The sequence below is a fragment of the Marinobacter sp. RI1 genome (assembly GCF_041155085.1).
GTDB classification, from domain to species: Bacteria; Pseudomonadota; Gammaproteobacteria; order Pseudomonadales; family Oleiphilaceae; genus Marinobacter; species Marinobacter nauticus.
Genome location: NZ_AP031605.1, coordinates 864,935 through 878,508, shown reverse-complemented (window position 1 = coordinate 878,508; position 13,574 = coordinate 864,935). Strand labels below are relative to the sequence as shown.

11 protein-coding genes are annotated in these 13,574 nt (G+C 60.4%); 6 read left to right on the top strand and 5 right to left on the bottom strand.

Annotated features, from left to right (window positions below; translation table 11 throughout):
* Nucleotides 1–113: 113 nt before the first annotated feature.
* The 3 genes from ACAM27_RS03850 to ACAM27_RS03840 are packed head-to-tail and all read left to right on the top strand — an operon-like array spanning nt 114 to nt 3,384.
* Nucleotides 114–1,727, top strand: coding sequence for a methyl-accepting chemotaxis protein (locus ACAM27_RS03850; RefSeq protein WP_014422897.1), 1,614 nt, complete (start codon nt 114–116; stop codon nt 1,725–1,727).
* Between the two features lie 28 nt (nt 1,728–1,755).
* Nucleotides 1,756–2,961, top strand: coding sequence for a hypothetical protein (locus ACAM27_RS03845; protein ID WP_011787052.1), 1,206 nt, complete (start codon nt 1,756–1,758; stop codon nt 2,959–2,961).
* 9 nt (nt 2,962–2,970) lie between these two features.
* Nucleotides 2,971–3,384, top strand: a complete 414-nt coding sequence (locus tag ACAM27_RS03840) for a substrate-binding domain-containing protein (protein ID WP_014422899.1) — start codon at nt 2,971–2,973, stop codon at nt 3,382–3,384.
* Between the two features lie 67 nt (nt 3,385–3,451).
* Here the strand turns inward: ACAM27_RS03840 and ACAM27_RS03835 are convergent, their stop codons facing one another.
* On the bottom strand, nt 3,452–4,900 hold the full coding sequence (locus ACAM27_RS03835; RefSeq protein ID WP_113879109.1) for an NAD-dependent succinate-semialdehyde dehydrogenase: 1,449 nt from the start codon (nt 4,898–4,900) through the stop codon (nt 3,452–3,454).
* A gap of 205 nt (nt 4,901–5,105) precedes the next feature.
* On the opposite strand from ACAM27_RS03835, the gene ACAM27_RS03830 reads away from it, so the two are divergent.
* Nucleotides 5,106–6,119, top strand: coding sequence for a histone deacetylase family protein (locus tag ACAM27_RS03830; RefSeq protein ID WP_369612593.1), 1,014 nt, complete (start codon nt 5,106–5,108; stop codon nt 6,117–6,119).
* Here the strand turns inward: ACAM27_RS03830 and thiI are convergent, their stop codons facing one another.
* Entirely contained in the window at nt 6,120–7,574 is a 1,455-nt protein-coding gene (gene thiI, locus ACAM27_RS03825) for a tRNA uracil 4-sulfurtransferase ThiI (protein ID WP_369612592.1), read from the bottom strand.
* A gap of 121 nt (nt 7,575–7,695) precedes the next feature.
* Here thiI and ppnN point away from each other — a divergent pair, with 121 nt between their 5' ends.
* A complete protein-coding gene (gene ppnN, locus ACAM27_RS03820; RefSeq protein WP_011787057.1) occupies nt 7,696–9,078 on the top strand; it encodes a nucleotide 5'-monophosphate nucleosidase PpnN in 1,383 nt (460 codons plus the stop codon).
* 26 nt (nt 9,079–9,104) lie between these two features.
* Here ppnN and ACAM27_RS03815 read toward each other — a convergent pair whose 3' ends face one another.
* The gene (locus ACAM27_RS03815; RefSeq protein WP_011787058.1) at nt 9,105–9,443 is read right to left on the bottom strand and encodes a c-type cytochrome; all 339 of its coding nucleotides are present in this window, start codon (nt 9,441–9,443) and stop codon (nt 9,105–9,107) included.
* A gap of 214 nt (nt 9,444–9,657) precedes the next feature.
* On the opposite strand from ACAM27_RS03815, the gene ACAM27_RS03810 reads away from it, so the two are divergent.
* A complete protein-coding gene (locus ACAM27_RS03810; RefSeq protein WP_222562213.1) occupies nt 9,658–10,767 on the top strand; it encodes an enoyl-CoA hydratase/isomerase family protein in 1,110 nt (369 codons plus the stop codon).
* A gap of 1 nt (nt 10,768) precedes the next feature.
* Here the strand turns inward: ACAM27_RS03810 and ACAM27_RS03805 are convergent, their stop codons facing one another.
* Nucleotides 10,769–11,356: an ankyrin repeat domain-containing protein gene (locus ACAM27_RS03805; protein ID WP_014422904.1), complete on the bottom strand. Its 588-nt coding sequence runs from the start codon at nt 11,354–11,356 to the stop codon at nt 10,769–10,771.
* A 69-nt stretch (nt 11,357–11,425) separates the two neighbouring features.
* A complete protein-coding gene (locus ACAM27_RS03800; RefSeq protein WP_369612591.1) occupies nt 11,426–13,567 on the bottom strand; it encodes a tRNA(Met) cytidine acetyltransferase TmcA in 2,142 nt (713 codons plus the stop codon).
* Nucleotides 13,568–13,574: the final 7 nt, after the last annotated feature.

The following is a 13,574-nucleotide window of genomic DNA, read 5'->3' as shown; positions in this document are numbered from 1 at the left end:
TGGCCGATACAGCACTTAACACACTGACACATTAATTCCGTGTCATGCATTCAAAAAACAACCTACACTCGCGCCGTTCAGAGTTGTGGGCCACGCATACAGGGATTTCATACATGCTTTCATCTCTCAAAATCTCACACAAACTCGCGCTGCTGGTGATTGTAGCCGTGGTGGCTTTCGTAGTGAGCCAGGCCTTTTCCATCATCACGGAACGAAACAACTCGGAACGACTGGGTGAGGTGCGCAACCAGCTCTATCCGTCCCTGGAACTCTCCACCATCAACCGGGGTCTGCTGCAACTCATCGAAAACCAGATCAACAGCGCCGTGACCACAGGCGACGATCAGCAGATCGCGGCTACCCGAGAGCAACTCGCCGAGATTATTGAGAATCTTGACCGCATTGCCCAGCTTAACCCGAGCCAGCAGAGCGACGTAAAAGCGCTGAAATCCGAGCTGAACGGCTACTACAGCACCGCCACGCGCATCGCCACCGCGATTATCGAGGGCACCGCCGATTTCAGTCGCATAGGCCAGGAAGCATCCGCCAACGCCGAGCGCCTGGCGGGCCTGCGCTCGGATCTCGACCAGATGCGTAATGCCATGGAGAGCCGCCTGACCCAGGCCATCGACGACACCACGGCGGCCAGCAGCGAAGCCGCTACCGTCTCCGTGACGATCGTGGTGGTCGCCCTGGTTGTCCTGATTGCACTGAGCCTGATTATCGGTCGATCGGTCTCCGGCAGCCTGCAGCAAATCATCAGTTCCCTGCGGAACATGGCTTCTGGCGAAGGCGATTTGACCTCCCGCATCGAGTACACCGGCAAGGATGAACTCCGGGATCTGGTGGACCAGTTCAACCGCTTTGTTGAAAAACTGCATAAATCCTTTGCCACCATTCAGCAGGATATCGGTGAGCTTAACGGCGTCGCCACGCATCTGGGCAGCACCAGCCGCACCAATCTTGAACGCATCAGCCAGCAGGCCCAGGCCATCTCCTCCACCCGCAATTCCGTGGAAGAGCTGGTAAAAAGCGTTGAGGAAGTGGCGGGCTTTGCCTCCAGCGCCTCCGACCAGACCCAGGACGCATCCAAGTTTGCGACCACCGGGCAACAGAAGGTCGAGGGCAACATACAGACCATCCAGCGACTGATGGCAGAAATCGAGAACACTGCCAGCCTGGTCAACCAGTTCGATGAGTTCTCCGTGAAGGTGGGCGGTCTGCTGGAAACCATTCAGACCGTGGCCGAGCAGACCAACCTGCTGGCCCTGAATGCCGCCATTGAAGCCGCCCGCGCCGGCGAACACGGCCGGGGCTTTGCAGTGGTCGCAGATGAAGTACGCGGCCTGGCGGTGCGCACCCACAAGGCCACCGAAGAAATCCAGCAGGTGATTTCAGAACTCTCCAAAGCCTCCGGCGCCGCCGTGCATTCCATGCAAGGCAGCGTAGACATGGCCAGGCAGGGCGTGGATGCCACCACCGAGTCTGGCGAGGTCCTGCGCAAGATTCTTGAGAACGTTCAGCAGATCAGCGAACTGAACGAGCAGATTGCCGCGGCCACCTATGAACAAAGCACCACCTTCAGCGAAGTCACTGGCCATATGGGCGACATGCATCGCAACGCCGAGGCCGTGATGGAAAGCACCGATGAGCTGGATACGGTCAGTCGCAAGATCCAGGACGTCAGTAATGGCTTGCAGAGCGTGGCCGGGCAGTTCCGCGTTTAAGTAAAACCCCAGAAAAAGGAAACTCCTGATGAAAAAACTGTTTACTGCAGCGCCCCTGGCGCTCGCCATTGCCGCGACCCCGGCTCTGGCACAGAGTACCGAGGACACCCTCGAGCGCATGCAGCAGCAGCTGAATGCCATGCAACAACAGCTGAACTCCGCGAAAGACACCGGCATTCGCTTCAACGGCTTTTTCAGCACCGGTTTCGCCCGGGCCAGCAACGATGCCGGTTACGCCGGAATCACCGACGAATCCGAAGTGGCGGATCTGAGCCTGTTCGCCCTGCAGGGCACCTTTGACGTCACACAGAAGAGCCAGATTGTGATGCAACTGGTCGGCCGGGGCGAAGATGACTGGGAACCCCAGGTGGAGTGGGCCTATCTGAGCCACCGCCCCACCAACAACCTGCAGATTCGGGCCGGCAAGATGCGGATTCCGTTCTTCATGTACTCCGACTCCCTGGAAGTCGGCTACGCCCAGCCGTGGGCGCGCCCGCCCCAGAGCGTGTATGGCCCGATTGCCGTGACCAGCTATGTCGGTGCGGATGCCAGCTACAACCTGAATTTCGACAACTCCTCGCTGACCGCGACCGGCTTCACCGGCTTTACCGATGAAGATGGCAACTCCGGCGATGTGCAGCTGCGCAACATCGCAGGCATGAACCTGACCTGGACCGACTACGTGTGGACTGTGCGTGGTGTGGCGGCGACCGCCGAGGCGGATATTGATGCGACCCGGCTAGGAGCCCAGGCCCCCGCTAATGTAAGCGTAGATACGGTCATTGCCGATGGGGAACGAGGCAATTTCTATGGCATCGGCGCTAGTTACGACGATGGTGCCTGGCAAATCATCGGTGAAGTCACCCGCGTTGAAGTGGATGGCAAATTTGCCGATACCGACTCCGCCTACTTGTCTGTCGGCCATCGGTTTGGCAGCTGGACGCCGTACATCGCAGTTGGCTGGGTTGAAAGTAAGGACGATGATGAGCGACTCGGATTTGTTACAACGACAGGAGGCACTCCGATCGCCCCCGAATCCATCCTGAACTTCCAGCGTGAAGACTTCAGCATCGGCACGCGCTGGGACATTACTCCGGGCGTGGCCATCAAAGCCGATTACACCCATTCCCGTGGTTTCGAAAAGGGCACTGGCAACCTGAACCCAAGTTATATTCTGGCTTCGGGCACGGACAGCACCAACGTCTACACCCTCAAAATCGACTCGGCATTCTAAGGAGGCCCCATGAAAAAGCTTAGCCTGTTGTTTGCGGCCAGCTTGCTGGCAAGCCCCCTGGCCCTGGCTGAAGTCGTGGTGATCGGCAACCCGTCCGGCCCGGACAGCATCAGCGCCAACGAAGTACGGGATCTGTATCTGAACCGCAGCAAAGCCTTGCCAAATGGCCAGAGCGCGAACCCGTTTGAACTCCCGGAAGGCAACGCCACCCGTGCCGAATTCCATGACAAGGTGACCGGCCGTAACGACGCCCAACTGAAGGCCTTCTGGTCCCAGCAGGTGTTCACCGGTCGTGGTCAGCCTCCGGCGGAAGCCGGCAGTGCTTCGGGCATGAAGGCCCAGGTCGCCTCCACACCAGGCGCCATCGGCTACATCGATTCCGCGGATGTGGACGACAGTGTCAAGGTTATCCTGACGCCCTGATCTCTGCCGTGCAGAACGCAAAAAGGCGAGCCGAAGCTCGCCTTTTTGCTGTTTGAAGACCGGCTGACTAGAAACCCCTCGGCACGGTCTGGGCTTCCACGAATTCAAACAGCCCTTCCAGACCACCTTCCCGGCCAATACCCGAGGCTTTCATACCGCCAAACGGCGCCTCCGGTGTCGGCCCGGTGCCGGTGTTCCAGCCCACGTGACCAAACCGCAGGCCGGCAGCCACCCGCTGGGCACGTTCGGCATCGGCAGTGAACACGTACGAGGCCAGGCCAAACTCCGTGTCGTTACCGGCATCAATGACTTCTTCCTCAGTCCGGAACAGCGCCATGGGCACCAACGGACCGAAGGTCTCCTCCTGGTAACAGCACATCTCCCGGTCCACGCCCTGCACCACCGTGGGTGGGAAAAACAGGCCATCACCCAGTTCCGCTGGCTGTTTGCCAGCCACCAGGCTGGCGCCCTTGTCGAGGGCGTCCTGCAGGTGCCGCTTCACCTTGTCGAAACCCTGCTTGTTGATCAGCGGGCCGATGTCGATGCCATCGTTCATGCCGTCACCGACGGTCATCTTGTTCACACGTTCGGCCAGCTTCTGGCCAAAGGCATCCGCCACCTTTTCGTGCACAAAAATCCGGTTGGCGCAGACACAGGTCTGGCCGCCACCGCGGAATTTGTTGGCAATCAGGTTATCGGCGGCGGCCTCCAGGTCGGCATCGTCAAAGACGATGAACGGGGCATTACCACCCAGCTCCAGTGCCAGCTTCTTCACCTGCTCGGCGGTGTCTACGATCAGTTTGCGGCCCACTTCGGTAGAGCCCGTGAAACTGAGCATGGGTACATCTTTATGTTCACACAGTACCTTACCGATCACGCTGGCCTTACCCATCACCAGGTTGACCATGCCATCCGGCAGGTCGAGTTTATCCATCACGCTGAAAAAGGCGATCATGGTCAGCGGCGTCTCGCTGGCCGGCTTGATGACCGAGGGGCAACCCGCCGCCAGGGCCGCCGACAACTTCTTGGCGATCATGCCAATGGGAAAGTTCCAGGGCACAATCAGCCCGGTTACGCCCACGGGCCGGTAGTGAACCGTCCAGGTGCAATCCTTGGGCTTTTCCGGAATCGTGTGGGAATCAAGCGCGCTGATGTGCTTGGCACAGTAATCGAAGAAACCGGCGGCGTAATCCACCTCGCCCTGGGCTTCTTTCCATGGCTTGCCATGCTCCATACACAGGATGCGGCCAATCTCTTCGCGGTTTTCTTTCAGGCCGTCACGAATATCCTCCAGCCACTTGCGGCGGGTTTCAATCGGCCAGGGATTGGTGAGCCGGAGCGCTGATTGTCCAGCCTCCACCGCTGCCACAACATCTTCCTCCGGCATCGACGGCGCTTTGGCAATCACCGAGCCGGTGGCCGGGTTGTAAACGTCGAACGTGGCACCGCCGGCGGAGTCTTTCCAGCGCCCGCCAATGTAGCCTGTGAGGTTTTCCAGTAGTGGTGACTCGATCATCTCGGCTCCTCTTGCATGACTGGTGACGCCCCGGACCGGGGCGAAGTTCATAAGCAACGCGTGCCTTTCATAGTGGATCCTGAGTGGCGGCCTGTAAAGTCAGGGGGAGATTTCCTGGCCGTCATTTTTGACCCGGGCGGGTGACTGCCTATACTCGAAGGAGAGTTTTTACAGGCTCTCCCTGACACCCCAAGGAGACGGATTCATGAAAGCATTTTTTCATCCGACGCAGGACCTGCACATCCCGAAGACGTATTTCACCCGAGGCCAGATGCGCCAGCCTCAGGAGGTGCCTGATCGCACCGGCCAGATGCTCGAAGGCCTGAAAGCCATGGGCATCCCGGTACTGCAGCCGGCCGACCAGGGCGCCGGCCCGATCACCAAGGTGCACGACCTGGGTTACCTGCGATTCCTCGAATCCGCCCACCGGCGCTGGATGGAAATGGAAGACTGGGGCGACGAGGTAATGTCGAATATTTTCGTACGTTCCCCCAACGCCATGCGGGGCATCCTGGCGGAAGCCGCCTGTTACCTGGCAGACGGCAGCTGCCCCATTGGTGAGAATACCTGGAAAGCGGCCTACTGGTCGGCTCAGACCGCTCTGGGTGCCGCCGACGCGCTGATCGCCGGAGAACGCAACGCCTACGCCGTGTGCAGGCCACCAGGCCATCACGCCCGCAAGGATGCCGCCGGTGGATTCTGCTACCTGAACAACGCCGCCATCGCAGCCGAGCATCTGAAGAGCCGGTTCCCGCGAACGGTGATCCTGGACACCGACATGCATCATGGCCAGGGCATTCAGGAGATCTTCTACGACCGCAGCGACGTGCTGTACATCTCCATCCACGGCGACCCCACCAACTTTTATCCGGTGGTCAGCGGCTTCGAGGACGAACGCGGGGAAGGCGAAGGCTATGGCTACAACATCAACCTGCCCATGCCCCACGGCTCCAGCGAGGAGGATTTCTTCGCCAAACTGGATGAAGCCCTGGCCGCCATTCGCCTGTACCAGCCGGATGTGCTGATCCTGACCCTGGGCTTCGACATCTACAAGAACGACCCGCAGGCGAAAGTATCGGTGACTTCCGAAGGCTTCTGCCGGCTGAGCACGCACCTTCGTCAGCTGGGCTTGCCCACGCTGGTGGTGCAGGAAGGCGGGTATGATCTGGACGCCCTCAGCGAGAACGTCCAGCAGTTTTTCAAGGGGTTGGAAGGCTGATCAGACCGCCGGGGCATACACCTTGATATTGCCATGCCCCTCAGCCTTCAGGTGGCCGGCGTGCATGCGGCTCATGGTGCCCCGGTCGCAGTACAGCAGGTACTGGCGGTTGCCCGGCAGTTCCGCCACCTGCTGATTCAGCTCGTAGAAAGGAATTTTGAGCACATCGTTGTTGGTCAGGGTCAGTGGCGAGCGCTCTTCTTCAGACGGGTGGCGAACGTCGATAATCACGTCGTCTACTGACGGCGTCTGGATCAACTCTACATCTTCCGGCGTCTGGGTGCTGTCCAGGAGCTGGCTGACCATGGTGTCGGTACGGTTAGCGATGGCATCGGCCAGGGCGGCCGGGTCCATGTTCGCCTCTTCCTCCTCCACGCGATGCAGCCTGGCACGGGTGACCGGCTTGCTGGAAATCACGCCGCAATACTCCGGCATGTTGCGGGCAAACGGCTCGGTACCGATGTCCTTGGCAATTCGGATGATTTCCTGCTTGTCCATGGCGATCAGCGGGCGCAGCACCACCTCGTCACTGGCACGGTCCACCACATTCAGGTTGGTCAGGGTCTGGCTGGAGACCTGAGCCACCGCATCGCCCATGACCAGACCCGAAGCGTTGTAATCCCGGGCGATCTCGGCAGCCGCCTTGAGCATCATCCGCTTGAGCACCACGCCCCAGTGGCGATGGTTGACCGAGCGCATGATCTCGGCGACCACACCCTCAAACGGCACAGAAATAAACTTGACGTTGTGGGACGAACCATAACGCTCCCACAGGTAGTGAGCCACCTGGCGCACGCCCACTTCATGGGCCGCACCGCCCAGGTTAAAGAACAGATAATGACTGCGAATACCACGGCGCATCATCAGGTAGGCAGCCACCGACGAGTCGTAGCCGCCGGAAATCAGCGTCATCACCGTTTCTACCGTCCCCAGCGGATAACCGCCAAGACCCTCGTGGCGACGATGGGCAATATGGTAGCTGTCGTCCTTTACCTCAATACGAACTTCCAAATCCGGTGATTTCAGATCTACGCCTTTGGCGTCGGAGCCCTGCAACAACGCCGCGCCCACTGAACGCTCCAGGTCAATGGAACGGAAATCATGATCGCCATGGCGGCGGGCGCGAACGGCAAACGTCTTGCCTTTCAGGCGTTCGGCATAGGCCTGCACCGCCTTTTCGCCCACATCGTCAAGATCGACAAACGGAAACACCCCGATCTCCTGGATGGTCGAGATACCGGGAATGCGCACCAGCTCATCAATCACCGGGCCGGCAAGGCTGCGGCCATCGGGCACATCCACGTCCACCCGGTCCCAGCTGCCATCCACACGGATCTCCGGATCCAGCCGGGCCAGTAATTTACGGATATTCTGCCGCAACTGGCGCATCTGCTGCTGGCGAACGGGTTTACTCTTGATAGCCACTTCCGGGGCGGGACGAATCAGCAATTTCATAAAAAAGACTTTGATCGGAATAACGTCGGGTGGCGTAAAAGCCAGAAAGGCCTTAGTGTACCCTTTCGCCAGACTGGCTCAAAATCCGTCATTGCCGAAACCATCAGGAGCTTCACCAACGATGACTGAAACCACCATGAATGCCCTGGTCTCCCCCGAGGGCAGCCTCGAGATCCTTTCCAACTACGAGGTAAACCGGCTCAAGGACAAGAGCGAGGGTGGTCTGTATCGCCTGTTCCGTCAGTGTGCACTGGCCGTGCTCAATACCGGCGTCGAAACCGACGACTGTAAGGAATTGATGGAAGCCCACGCCGATTTCGATGTACGGCTGGTGCCCCAGCCCCGGGGGCTGAAACTGGAACTGATCAATGCGCCCGGCCACGCCTTTGTGGACGGCGAAATGCTACGCGCCATCCGGGAACACCTGTTTTCTGTACTGCGCGATATCGTTTACAGCCACTCCCTGCCCAACAGCGTGGCCGGCTTCCGCAAAGACAACCCCGAAGACCTAACGAATCTGGTGTTCCACATTCTGCGCAACGCCAGGGTACTGGAGGCGGGGCGTCAGCCAGACCTGGTGGTGTGCTGGGGCGGCCATTCCATCAGCCACGACGAGTACCAGTACAGCAAGGATGTCGGGCACCAGTTGGGGCTGCGCGGCCTGAGCATCTGCACCGGTTGCGGCCCGGGCGCCATGAAAGGCCCGATGAAAGGCGCCACCATCGGCCACGCCAAGCAACGGGTGAAGAATGGCCGTTACATCGGCATTACTGAGCCGGGCATTATCGGTGCCGAGGCGCCGAACCCGATTGTAAACGAGCTGGTGATCATGCCGGATATCGAGAAGCGTCTCGAGGCCTTTGTTCGCTGTGGCCATGGTGTGATTGTATTCCCGGGCGGCGTGGGCACCGCAGAGGAGATTCTGTACCTGCTCGGCATTCTGCTGCACCCGGACAACGTTGACCTGCCTTTCCCGGTGGTGTTTACCGGCCGCCAGGAAAATGCCGAATACTTCGAAATGATCGACAAGTTTATCCGCAACGCCCTGGGCGATGAGGCTGCCAGCAAATACGAGATCATCATCGATGATCCGATACGGGTCGCCCAGACCATGAAGCAGGGCATGAAAGACGTGGAGACTTTCCGCCGCGCCATGCAGGATGCCTACTACTTCAACTGGATGCTGAAGATAGATCCGGTATTCCAGCTACCGTTCGAGCCGAACCATGACAACATGCGGGCCCTGGAACTGCATCGCGATCAACCGGTTCACCTGATTGCGGCGAATCTGCGCAAAGCGTTCAGCGGGATTGTGGCGGGTAACGTGAAGGAAAGCGGAATCCGGCAGGTGCAGGAGAAAGGGCCGTTTGAAATTGCCGGCGACCCGACGCTGATCAAGCCTCTGGAGGCCATGCTGGAGCAGTTCGTGGCGCAGAACCGGATGAAGCTACCCGGATCCTCAGCCTACCGTCCGAGCTATCGCATTGTCAGTGGTGCGGCCTGAGCCGCAACACTGACAAACACAACGTCTTACTTGCCGCCGTCGGCCGGCAGGCTGGCGTAGTAAGCTGCCAGGTTGGCAATGTCAGCATCGCTCAGGGCTGTGGCCTGACCCTGCATCACCGGAGCCTGTCCACCCTGACGCTGGCCTGCCTTGTACGCCTTCAGAGCTGCAACCAGGTACTGCTCTTTCTGGCCAGCCAGGTTCGGATAGATGGGCACCTGAGAGATACCGTTCTGGCCATGGCACGCGGCACAAACGGCGGCCTTGGCCTTACCAGCTTCGATGTCACCCGCGGCCATGGAAGCGACCGGTACCATCGCGCCAGCTGCGAACAGGCCCGCTACTGCAAGATGCTTCAGATTCATTGTGTTAACCCTCTCATCGTTTTAACGTTCACATTCCGGCATAAAACCGGTCAGTAACTCAGGTTTCACTTATAGCACACCCGCCCGTGAGCTCAAATGTGATAGATCAAGGACTTTCGTGCGACCATAGTCCTCTTTTACGCCTGAGCATTGTGAACGACAGTACGAACAAACCACAAATACCCAATCAGAGATACCACCGGAGAACCAAGCCATGCCAGTTGAGGTACAGGAGCTCCCCTGCCGGGAAGGACACATCGGCCTGCTCACCCTGAACGAGCCGGGCACACTCAATGCCCTGACCGAGGAGATGGTCAACCAGGCACAGCAGGCGCTGGCGCAATGGGCCGAGGATTCCCGTATCTGCCTGGTGGTTCTGCAGGGGGCGGGAGACCGGGCGTTCTGTGCCGGAGGCAATATCCGGGCCCTGTACCCGGCACTGACAGGCGATGGCGACAAAGCCGCGCCCGCGCGGTTCTTTGCGGCGGAATACCGTCTCGACTTTACCCTGCACCGGTTCCCCAAGCCGGTGGTGGGCATGGCCGGCGGCATTGTCATGGGCGGGGGCCTGGGCTTGCTGGCAGCCTGCCGCTACCGGTTAATCTACCCGAATGTCTCCATGGCAATGCCCGAGATCAGCATCGGTCTGTTTCCCGATGTGGGCGCGAGCTGGTTCCTGAACCGTCTCCCGGGCCGGCTCGGATTGTTTATGGGTCTGACTGGCGCTCGACTGAATGTCGCCGACGCCTTGCGAGTGGGCCTGGCTGATATGGTGATCGAAGCAGACCAGAGCAGCGCCCTGCTTGAAAGGCTGCAGGAGGAACGCTGGAGCGGTGAAACCGCCGCCGACGACAACCGCCTGTTCCGCCTGCTGAACCAGCTGGAAGCGCTGGATTACCGCACGCTGGCTCCGGGGCACCTGGAACAGCACGAACAGACCATCGCACGCCTGAGTGCAGGCGATGAGCTACCGGCCATCGTTGAAAAACTGGGGAATTCGGAGAGTACCGACCCCTGGTGGCAGGCGTGCATCCATACCCTGAAGACCGGCTGCCCAGTCACCGCCTGGCTGATCTGGCACCAGATACAGAAAGGCCAGCAGATGTCGTTGAAAGATGTGTTCCGTATGGAACTGGCCATGGCCGAAGAATGCACCCGGAGACCCGATCTGGCCGAGGGCATTCGCGCCCTGCTGGTCGACAAGGACCGCGCCCCAGAGTGGTCTTACCCCTCGGTTGCCGAAGTGCCGCAAGAGGTGGTTGAACGGCATTTTCAGCCGGTGTGGGATGACACGACCGACCCAATGATGCTGGACAGTCTCTGAATCAGCGGGCGGCGCCCGCCTGCACCAGCAGCATTTCAAGATCCTGATTGTTGCTGGCGCGGGCAAGATCCAGAGCGGTGGTGCCATCCGCCCGGCGATAGTGCACATCGGCACCGGCCGCCAGCAGCATCTCGGCGGTCAGAAGGTCACCGCTGGCCACCACTTTCATCAACAGGGATTCGCCACCCTGGCTGACGTTCACGTTGGCGCCCGCCGCCAGCAAGGCCCGGACCACCGCAAGATGACCATTTTCAGCAGCCTGGATCACCGCGGTATTGCCGTCGGCACTGCGTGCATTCACCTCTGCGCCTGCAGCCAGTAGCAAACGGACAATGCGGCGGTTACCGTTGGTGGCAGCCACCATAAGCGGGGTTTGCTCCGCTCCGGCCTGGGCATCCGGCCTTACCCCGCTGGACAGCAGCTCAAGTACCGCCCGATCCTCATTCGCGCGCACCGCAGCCATCAGCTCCTCCGGGCCGGCACCGGCCTCTCCGGTTTCAGGTGCTGACCCGGTTGTACTGCATCCGGCCAGCAGCGTCAGTGCCAGGAAAAATACCAGGTGGAAATAGCTGCTCGCGTCCCTGCCCATGTCGTAAGTCTCTTGTTTGCGTTTTGCAGCTATTCTGCTCAGCCAGTCACCGGAATTAAATCGAACCGGTCACAACTCCGTCTCGTTTTGCAGAAGTTCTCGAGCCAGCAACCGCAGCCGCGCCTCTGCATCGCGCTGGCCCCGGCATAGGCCGGCCTCCTGCAACTGCACCCAGGACCAGTCCTGCAATACCGCACGACACCAGAGCTTTGCCTCCGGATGGCTTTGAATTCGCTGAGCCATACCCTTGCAGGCAGAGAGCTCCTGCAAAACCGGCAAGGTGAGCTCAAAGCCGCGAAAGCCATACGCGAAGTTAGTCAGATCCCGTCGATCATCGTCATCCAGCCTCGCCGATGATGGCAGGGCGTCGCAGATGGCCAGCAATAGTTCATGGTCCAGCTGGCACCAATGGCGGGACACCAGATGTTGCCAGTGTCGGGCGAACCGGCTGCTCAGCTGTTGCTGAAGTTGCTGCCCCGGCTCAGAGGTGCCCATCAGCATTTGCAGGGGAAACTCTCCGGTGGACGCCTCCTGGCTCAGACCCATACGCACGATGCGCAGGCCACATCGGTGCCAGAACGCCAACAAACCCGGTTCGCCGCCAAAGCTGGTACCCAATGCATCCATCCCATCCTGAACACAGGCCTCATGGGCAGCCGCCACCAACCGTTGGCCGACCCCAAGCCTGCGTGCCGATTCCGCCACCGCTACGCGGACCACTCGAAGGGTTTTCAGGGTAGCAGCGGCGGGGGCGCCGCCATGATTGGCCAGTGACTGGGCCAGCATATGGCCCCTGAGCCGCCGTTTTCCAGCGACCACCTCTTCAGCCAGATCAGGAGCCAGGCCACCTTCAGTGGATGCCCAGAGCAAGCCAATGGTCCGCCCCTCTACGCTGGCCCGCCAGGTCATCGCGGCGGGGTCATCCAGCCATTGCCGAAGATCGGCGGGCGTGGTCCGGTAATGGGCATTGACCAGCAGACCAAACGCCTCCGACAGGGTCTGTTCGCTGGCCGCGGCAGGTTGCCAGCGTTCAATGCGCACGTCGCCGGCGATGAACGGTTGTGGCTCCGGCGCGTCTGCCGATAACAGATACAGCTGGAAAACCAGTCGCTCCAGCGGGTCACCCTGCGCCCAGCGAATGGGCTCGCGAACGCTGACGGCGCGCCAGTTCGGAGTTTCCTGTTCCAGAATCTGTCGAAAGCGCAAGGCAAAGCCCCGGCCGGTACCTTCATAGCCATGCACCGTACTGGCAAACACCACTCTCGGCCAGCCCAGCAACACGGCTTTCAACCACTGGGCCGGTAAACCCGCCGCTTCATCAACCAAGACCACTTCCGCCTCCGGCCGCTGCGACAGCAACTCCTGTGGCGGCAGAAAGCAAAGTTCATGACCGGACCGGGTGGTCAGATGGGTCGGCGTATCCAGTGCCAGAGCATCACCCAGTGCCTGCCGGGCGTGAGCGAACAGGGTAGCCACGTTATCAGCCGAAGGTGCCGTTACCAGCACCCGTTTCCGGCCGGTTTCGAGCAAGCGGGCAGCAGCCATGCCAAGGGCCGACGATTTGCCTCGGCCGCGATCGGCAGTAATGACCAGCGGCCGTCGGCGGCGGCCCTGGCCAGCGCGCACCACGTCAGCAACCAGCGTCTGCTGCTCGGCCGTCTGCCCGGGTTGAAAGTCCGCCCTGCCCGGCTCCGGCCGATTAAGAACAGGCACAGTGCCATTGTCCGCCGCAAGGCGAATGACATCGGGATCTTCCGCAAGTACCGTTGCCAACCGGGCGGCGAAGGGATGGCCGCTGGCCCGGTCCAGTCCGGTTCGTCTATAGTCCGGGTCATCAAAATCCGACCACTGCGCCAACGGCGGCATCAGCCAGAACAGCAACCCACCCGCCCGCAAGGTGCCGGACAGTGCCGCAAAGGCGTCTGGAGACGTTCCCTCCCAGCCATCCCAGACCAGAACTGGCAACTCCTGCCCCAGTACGCGCCGGTAATCTTTGACACGGATATGGCCAAGCCCGGCCATGATCGCATCCTGTTCACGACCGACCCATAGCCCCTGCGCGGCCGACAATTCCGGCAAGAGCCCGGCTACCCGGGCTATCGCAGCCTGCCGATCGCCCTCAACCAAGACCAGCCGGCGATGGCCGCGAGCTGCCAGGATGTGCTGGAACGCGCGCCAGCCTGAGGCGATTGTCTCGGTTTTATCATTCACGTCAATT

Excerpts from the sequence above, each read along its gene's own strand:
- ACAM27_RS03850 (WP_014422897.1), top strand. The coding sequence starts at position 114 with ATGCTTTCATCTCTCAAAATCTCACACAAACTCGCGCTGCTGGTGATT.
- ACAM27_RS03845 (WP_011787052.1), top strand. The coding sequence starts at position 1,756 with ATGAAAAAACTGTTTACTGCAGCGCCCCTGGCGCTCGCCATTGCCGCG.
- ACAM27_RS03840 (WP_014422899.1), top strand. The coding sequence starts at position 2,971 with ATGAAAAAGCTTAGCCTGTTGTTTGCGGCCAGCTTGCTGGCAAGCCCC.
- ACAM27_RS03835 (WP_113879109.1), bottom strand. The coding sequence starts at position 4,900 with ATGATCGAGTCACCACTACTGGAAAACCTCACAGGCTACATTGGCGGG.
- ACAM27_RS03830 (WP_369612593.1), top strand. The coding sequence starts at position 5,106 with ATGAAAGCATTTTTTCATCCGACGCAGGACCTGCACATCCCGAAGACG.
- thiI (WP_369612592.1), bottom strand. The coding sequence starts at position 7,574 with ATGAAATTGCTGATTCGTCCCGCCCCGGAAGTGGCTATCAAGAGTAAA.
- ppnN (WP_011787057.1), top strand. The coding sequence starts at position 7,696 with ATGACTGAAACCACCATGAATGCCCTGGTCTCCCCCGAGGGCAGCCTC.
- ACAM27_RS03815 (WP_011787058.1), bottom strand. The coding sequence starts at position 9,443 with ATGAATCTGAAGCATCTTGCAGTAGCGGGCCTGTTCGCAGCTGGCGCG.
- ACAM27_RS03810 (WP_222562213.1), top strand. The coding sequence starts at position 9,658 with ATGCCAGTTGAGGTACAGGAGCTCCCCTGCCGGGAAGGACACATCGGC.
- ACAM27_RS03805 (WP_014422904.1), bottom strand. The coding sequence starts at position 11,356 with ATGGGCAGGGACGCGAGCAGCTATTTCCACCTGGTATTTTTCCTGGCA.